We start from the raw sequence: 6,551 nt of genomic DNA on the forward strand, positions 1-6,551 counted from the left end.
CCTCATTCGATCATCAGGGCTTGCTGGCTGATGAACTGGCGGAGTTGGCCGGTGATGGGGTCGGTGAATTCGATGGCCTTGGCCAGCAGCTGCAGGGGCTTGGCATGGTCATCGCTGTCCACCGCGAAAAGCTTGGGATAGATCAGGTCGTTGACGATGGGCAAGCCCAAGGCCGCGCAGTGCACGCGCAACTGGTGCTTGCGGCCAGTGACGGGGCTCAAGGCGTACAGGGCCAGATCGCCTTGCACCTTGAGCACGTCGATGCGCGTCTCGGTGTTGGGCTCGCCCGGCACCTCGCGCATTTGCATGAAGTGCTCGTCTTCTTCCAGGCGGCTTTGGCGGGTCAGGGGCCAGGCCAGGTCGGCTCGCCATGGGGCGACGGCCTGGTAGTGCTTGGTGGCGGCCCTTTGCGAGAACACGCCCTGGTAAGGGCCCCGCGTGGATGGCTGGATGGAGAACAGCACGATGCCCGCCGTCTCGCGGTCCAGTCGGTGAATGGGCGCCAGGGTATCGATGCTCAAGCGGCGCTTCAGGCGCACCAGCAAGGTCTCTTGCAGGTAGCGGCCACCGGGGGTGACGGGCATGAAATGCGGCTTGTCGACCACCACGATGTGCTCGTCCTGGAAAAGCACCACCTCGTCAAACGGCAAGCGCGGCTCGGACTCGATGGCACGGTAGTAGTACAGGCGGAGGTGCGGCTGGTAGCGTCGCTCAGGCGTCACCGGCACGCCGTGCTCGTCGACCACTTCGCCGGCCTGCATGCGGGCTTGCCAGGTCGCGTGGGACACCGCCGGGAATTGCTGCACCAGGAACTCGGCCATGGTGGGCCACGGGCCGGTCGGCAGGGCCACGCAACTGGGGCCGACGCCGTCCTTGGTGGGCAGAGGGCGCGGCTTGGGCGACACGCTACTGGCTGCCCTTGGACAAGCGCTTGGCGCGCTGCAGGCGCCATGCTTCGTCCGGGTCACCCGCGTACACGTCCTCAAACGTGGTCTCGGTTTGCTGCAAGTGCGTGTCGAGCGCGATGCGGTTGTCGAAGACGAAGCACTCGCCTTCCCAATCCTGGTCGGCATCGGGCACCTCGGCAAAGTAGCTCAGGATGCCGCCCTGCAGCTGGTACACGGGGATGTCCATGCCCAGCATCCAGGCGCTGGTTTTTTCGCAGCGGATGCCGCCGGTGCAGTACATGGCCACGCGCTTGCCCTCGGCCTTCCATTCATCGACGTGCGCTTCGATGTACTTGGGCAGGTCGCGGAAGTGGTGCACCTGTGGATCGACCGCGTTCTTGAAGCGGCCGAGCTTGAACTCGAAGCTGTTGCGGTTGTCGATCAGGACCACGTCGTCCTGGGCGATCAGCTCCCGCCATTCCTGTGGGCTGACATTGATGCCGGTGCGGCTGATCGCATCCACCCCCTCGACGCCCAGGGGCAGGATTTCGGGCTTGTGGTGCACCTTCATCTTGAAGAAGGGCCGGGTCTTGCAGGGACTGCGTTTGAAGGTCATGCCAACAAACAGGCCAGCCAGACGGGCGTCTTCAAGCAAGGCCGCGTGAAACGCTGACAGCGCGGCGGGCTCGGCGGCCACCATGCCATTGATGCCTTCGGTGGCCACCAAAATGCTGCCGGTCAGGCCTTGCGTGATCTCGCGCAGGGCGATGGTGCACGCCTCGGGGTCTGCGATGTGCACGAACTGGTAGAAGGACTCATGAACGATGTCCAGCATGGCGGCACTCACGGCAGGGCTCATGGCAGGCATCACTGGCGGCTGGCCATCGCATCGCCCAGGCGAACCGGGCTGGCCGGCGCCCAGGCGGGGTTGAATCGCAAAGCGCTTTTGGGGAAGAGCATCACCACGGTCGAACCCAGCATGAAGCGGCCCATTTCATCGCCTTTTTTCAGCACGATGGACTGGTCGGTGTAGCGCCATTCGCGCACGTCCTTGCTGCGCGGCGGGTTGACCACGCCGTGCCACACGGTGGCCATGCTGCCCACGATGGTGGCGCCCACCAGGGTCAGCACGAAGGGGCCCTGCTCGGTCTCGAACACGCAGACCACGCGCTCGTTGCGGGCGAACAGGCCGGGCACACCGCGCGCCGTGGCCGGGTTGACCGAGAACAACTCACCCGGCACGTAGATCATGCGGGTCAGCCGGCCATCGCAAGGCATGTGGATGCGGTGGTAATCCTTCGGGCTGAGGTAGATGGTGGCGAAGTGCCCATCCTGGAACTGCGCCGCCAGCAAGGCATCGCCGCCGACCAGCGCGCGCGCCGAGTAATGGTGGCCCTTGGCCTGGAAGATCTGGTCGTGCTCGATGGCCCCGACCTGGCTGATGGCGCCATCGACCGGGCAGATCAAATCGACGTCGGTCAGCGGGCGGACGCCCGGCTTCAAAGGCCGGGTGAAAAACTCATTGAAGGTGGGATAACTGCCCAGGTCTGGGTTGGCGGCCTCGGCCATGTTCACGCCGTAGCGCCGCACAAACCAGCCGATGAAACGGGTGGTCAGCGCCCCGCCCTTGACCCAGGCCATGCGGCCAGCCAAGGCGGTCAGGGCCTGTTTGGGCAAAACGTGCTGCAGCAGCACAAAAAGACGGTCGGACAAGGCGGCCACCAAAGCGGAGGAAAGGGGCCGCCATTGTACCGAGCGGCAGATCAGGCTTTGGTTTTAAGCTTGGCCCGAAAAGCGCCCAACACGATCACCAAGCCCGGAATCAAAATCATGGCCCAAATGATTTTGTCCAGGTGAGTTTTGACGAATGGGATGTCGCCAAAAAAATAACCGGCCAGAATCACGCCGCCGATCCACAACGCGCCACCCAGCACGTCGTAGAAAATGAACTTGCGACGGCTCATGGCCGCCACGCCGGCCACGAAGGGCGCGAAGGTCCGCAAAAATGGCATGAACCGAGCGGCCACGATGGCCACGCCACCGTAGCGTTCGTAAAAGCCATGGGCTTGCTCAAAAGCGCGCTTGTTGAAAAAACGGGATTGCTCCCACTGAAACACCTTGGGCCCGATCCAACGCCCGATCGCGTAATTGCTTTGGTTGCCAAGCACCGCCGCCGCGAAAAGCAAACCAAGCGACAGCGGCAAACTCATCAAGCCGGCGCCACACATGATCCCCACCACAAAAAGCAGCGAATCGCCAGGCAGAAAGGGCATGACCACGACGCCCGTCTCGACAAAAATGATCAAAAACAGCAGCGCATAGACCCACAAGCCGTGGTCGGCTATGAAAGTTCTCAGGTGCTGGTCGACGTGAAGGATGAAATCCAGGAGGAAATGAGCGATGTCCATGCAAGCATTATCGGGGGGCTTCGTACAATCCCTTGATGACGACCTCTTCCGCCCGCCGAAACATCCGCGAATTACCCGACGAACTCATCAGCCAGATCGCGGCTGGCGAGGTGGTCGAGCGCCCGGCTTCCGTGGTGCGCGAACTGGTGGACAACGCGCTGGATGCGGGCGCACGCCAAATCACGGTCAAGCTGCTGGCCGGGGGCATCCGGCAGATTTTGGTCGAGGACGATGGCAGCGGCATCCCGATGGATGAATTGCCTTTGGCTTTGAAACGGCACGCCACCAGCAAGATCGGCTCCTTGCACGATCTGGAAAGCGTGGCGACCATGGGTTTTCGGGGCGAGGCGCTGGCGGCCATCGCGTCGGTGTCGGACATGGCGATTGCCAGCCGCACGGTGGACGATGCCCATGCGCACCGGCTGGATGCCCGGTCTGGCGAGCTGAGCCCGGCCGCGCGCGGCGTGGGCACCAGCGTCGAGGTGCGCGAGCTGTTCTTCAGCACGCCGGCCCGCCGCAAGTTCCTGAAGACCGAAGGCACCGAGCTGGCCCATTGTCTGGAGGCCGTGCGCCGCCATGCCCTGGCCCGGCCCGACGTGGGCTTTGCCGTGTGGCACGAAGGCAAGCTGGTGGCGCAATGGCGTGCCGGATCGCCCGATCAGCGCGTGGTCGATGTGCTGGGTGACGATTTCATGAGCACGTCCCGCGCGGTCGAGTTGAGCATGGGACCGATGCGCGTGCACGGCTACACCGGCCTGCCTGACGCCGCCCGCTCGCGCACCGACCAGCAGTACTTCTACGTCAATGGCCGCCATGTGCGCGACAAGCTGCTGAGCCATGGCGTGCGCGCGGCCTATGAAGACGTGCTGCACGGCTCACGCCAACCAACGTTCGTGCTGTTCATCGAGATCGCGCCCGACCGGGTCGATGTCAATGTGCACCCCACCAAAATCGAAGTGCGCTTCCGCGATTCGCGCGAGGTGCACCAGGCCGTGCGCAAGTCGGTGGAAGCCGCCTTGGCCTTGTCGCGCGCGACGACGCCTGCTGCGGGTGAGGCTGATCCTTCCAGCCTTGCCAGTGCCTGGCCAAGCTATTCCCCGGATGGCAATGCACCGCCCTCAGGCGTGCAGGCACCTTTGTCGGTCAAGCAGCAAAGCCCGCTGGCCTGGCAACGCCCGGCCGATGCCTCACCCGAACAACGCTGGGCCGGCTGGCCGCAAGCCGATGCGGGCGGATCATCGTCCTTCCTGGCCTCAGAGCGCATGCCGCCGTCCGGCCTGGGCCGTGCGTCGTCCGATCAAGACCGGCCCACGTCCTTTGGCTTCTCGCCCGATGCGTTGCGGCCCGCGCCGGCGGCGACAGGCGGCACCTCATCGGGCACCCCTGCCGCCGATCAGCACGAATGGCCGCTGGGCCGCGCCCTGGCCCAGGTCGGCGGCGTGTTCGTGCTGGCCGAAAACGTTCATGGCCTGATCATTGTGGACATGCATGCCGCCCACGAGCGCATCGTCTACGAACGCTTGAAAGCCCAGCTGGCGCACGAGCGCCTGGAAAGCCAGCCCCTGCTGATCCCGCAAAGCTTCGCCGCCACGCCGCAAGAGATCGCCACGGCCGAGTCGCAACGCGAAGCCCTGATCAGCCTGGGCCTGGACATCGACGCGCTGGGCCCCACCACCCTGGCCTTGCGCTCGGTGCCCCTGGCCTTGACCCAAGCCGATGGCGTTGACCTGGCCCGCTCGGTGCTGGCCGAACTGGCGCAGCTGGATGCCAGCGACGTGATCCACCGCGCGCAGCACGAACTGCTGGCCACCATGGCCTGCCATGGTGCGGTGCGCGCCAACCGGCAACTCACCTTGACCGAGATGAACGCCCTGCTGCGCGACATGGAAGCCACCGACCGCGCCGACCAATGCAACCACGGCCGCCCCACCTGGCGGCAACTCTCCATGCGTGAACTCGACGCCCTGTTCATGCGCGGCCGCTGAACGCAATCCCCGAAGGCCCCCATGACCGAACGTAAAAAAATCATCCTGGCCAAGCCAGCGACACCCGATGCCGAGCGCGATGCCCTGGCACCTCGGCGCCCACCCGTGCGCGGCTCGGGCTCGGCCCCCCGCAAACGCATGACCGTGGAAGAGGCCGAGCAGGCCGCCAAGGCCCGGGACGAGGCGGCCAAGCTGGCGGCACAAGCGCCAGCGCCAGCCGCACCAAGGGATGAATCGCGCTGGCCCGGTGAACGCCCCAGAGCACCCGCGCCACGCCGCGATGAACGGGATCGCCCGGCCGCATTCAGGCCTCGGGATGATCGCCCTCGCGAGGCGGCGCCGCCGCGTTTTGATGACCGCCGCCCTGCCCCCCGCGGCCAGGCACCGCGCGGTCCTCGTCAGGACAACCGCCCAACCACGCCCCCGCCTGCACAGCAGGACTTCCGCAAAGACGGCCGCCGCGCCCAAGGCCCGCGCCCTGTTCAAGCCCCGGCCCCCACCGAGGGCAGCGTTGAACACGACGGCCGCATCCGCCTGTCCAAGCTGATGAGCGAACGCGGCCTGTCCTCGCGCCGCGAAGCCGACGAGTGGATCGAGCATGGCTGGGTGCTGGTCGATGGCGAAGTCGTCAGCGAACTGGGCTCGCGCGTCTACCCGCACCAGGACGTCACCATCGACGCGGCGGCCAAGACCCAGCAGGCCCAGCGCGTGACCATCCTGATCAACAAGCCCATCGGCTACGTCAGTGGCCAGGCCGAAGATGGCTACGAGCCCGCCTTCGTGCTGATCCGCCCGGAGAACCACTGGCAGGAAGGCGAGCGCAACAAGATGCTGCTGACACGCGGCCACCTCAAACACCTGGCGCCCGCTGGTCGGCTGGACATCGACTCCACCGGCTTGCTGGTGTTGACGCAGGACGGCCGCATCGCACGCGATTTGATCGGTGAAGACTCCAACATCGAAAAAGAATACCTGGTGCGGGTCGAGCTGCCAGACAACCCCGATGAGAAAAACATCTCGGGCCTGTTCCCCGGCGAGTCGATGGACAAGCTGCGCCACGGCCTGATGCTGGACGGGCGCGAGCTCAAGCCCGCCAAGGTGTCGTGGCAGAACGAGCAGCAACTGCGCTTCGTGTTGCGTGAGGGCCGCAAGCGCCAGATCCGCCGCATGTGCGAACAGGTCGGGCTGAAGGTGGTGGGCCTCAAGCGCGTGCGCATCGGCAGCGTCGTGCTGGGCAACCTGCCGCTGGGCCAATGGCGCTTCCTGCAGCC

At 65.4% G+C, this 6,551-nt stretch carries 5 protein-coding genes and 1 pseudogene; 2 read left to right on the top strand and 4 right to left on the bottom strand.

Annotation, left to right across the window (positions count from 1 at the left end):
• Positions 1–2 precede the first annotated feature (2 nt).
• From H7225_RS07050 to H7225_RS07065, 4 genes are read right to left on the bottom strand one after another with little or no spacing between them, the layout of a single operon-like run.
• The gene (locus tag H7225_RS07050; protein ID WP_290660250.1) at positions 3–905 is read right to left on the bottom strand and encodes a pseudouridine synthase; all 903 of its coding nucleotides are present in this window, start codon (positions 903–905) and stop codon (positions 3–5) included.
• 1 nt (position 906) lies between these two features.
• Positions 907–1,746 (bottom strand): rhodanese-like domain-containing protein, encoded by an 840-nt coding sequence (locus H7225_RS07055; RefSeq protein WP_290660252.1) that lies wholly within the window; start codon positions 1,744–1,746, stop codon positions 907–909.
• An 8-nt stretch (positions 1,747–1,754) separates the two neighbouring features.
• Positions 1,755–2,600 carry an archaetidylserine decarboxylase gene (asd, locus tag H7225_RS07060; protein WP_290660254.1) on the bottom strand — a complete coding sequence of 282 codons (846 nt, stop codon included), beginning with the start codon at positions 2,598–2,600 and terminating at the stop codon, positions 1,755–1,757.
• Between the two features lie 50 nt (positions 2,601–2,650).
• Positions 2,651–3,295, bottom strand: a complete 645-nt coding sequence (locus H7225_RS07065) for a VTT domain-containing protein (RefSeq protein WP_290660256.1) — start codon at positions 3,293–3,295, stop codon at positions 2,651–2,653.
• A 35-nt stretch (positions 3,296–3,330) separates the two neighbouring features.
• Here H7225_RS07065 and mutL point away from each other — a divergent pair, with 35 nt between their 5' ends.
• Entirely contained in the window at positions 3,331–5,280 is a 1,950-nt protein-coding gene (mutL, locus tag H7225_RS07070; RefSeq protein WP_290660258.1) for a DNA mismatch repair endonuclease MutL, read from the top strand.
• A 522-nt stretch (positions 5,281–5,802) separates the two neighbouring features.
• Positions 5,803–6,551, top strand: a pseudogene (locus H7225_RS07075) (pseudouridine synthase); the annotation flags it as partial.

The sequence above is a fragment of the Aquabacterium sp. genome (assembly GCF_014378415.1).
Lineage (GTDB): Bacteria > Pseudomonadota > Gammaproteobacteria > Burkholderiales > Burkholderiaceae_C > Aquabacterium.